This is a genomic window from Vibrio sp. 10N.222.49.C9 (genome assembly GCF_041474985.1).
Classification (GTDB): domain Bacteria; phylum Pseudomonadota; class Gammaproteobacteria; order Enterobacterales; family Vibrionaceae; genus Vibrio; species Vibrio crassostreae_C.
In genome coordinates, this window is sequence record NZ_JBFRVD010000841.1 from 1 (window position 1) to 312 (window position 312).

Annotated in this window: 1 protein-coding gene; it reads left to right on the plus strand. The window is 45.2% G+C overall.

Annotation, left to right across the window (positions count from 1 at the left end; genetic code table 11):
- On the plus strand, nt 1-303 hold a 303-nt coding region (locus AB4585_RS25855; RefSeq protein WP_372171632.1), incomplete at its 5' end, for a hypothetical protein.
- Nucleotides 304-312 lie beyond the last annotated feature (9 nt).

A 312-nucleotide genomic window follows, 5' to 3' on the forward strand; every position in this document is an offset into this window, starting at 1 on the left:
GTGGTTAATGCTGCATACACATCGCAAATGGACTCATTCTGCCACGGGCTGCTTGTCGGCACGCGAAAAAATGATAAATTTCATCGTTCAAACGGGGATGTTGTGCAGGCTGACTACAATGCTGCGAGAAACGTGCTTGCAAGAAATGAAGACACTGAGATAAGTCTTTTCACTCCTTATAAAAAGGTGCGTGAAATCTTGCAAGCGCGGACAGATCGCTATAAGAAGTCGGAACTGACCGACTTAGGCTCTAGTTACACGCTCGGAAACGAGACATTAACAGAGCACGAATTAGTCGCATGATCATATTTG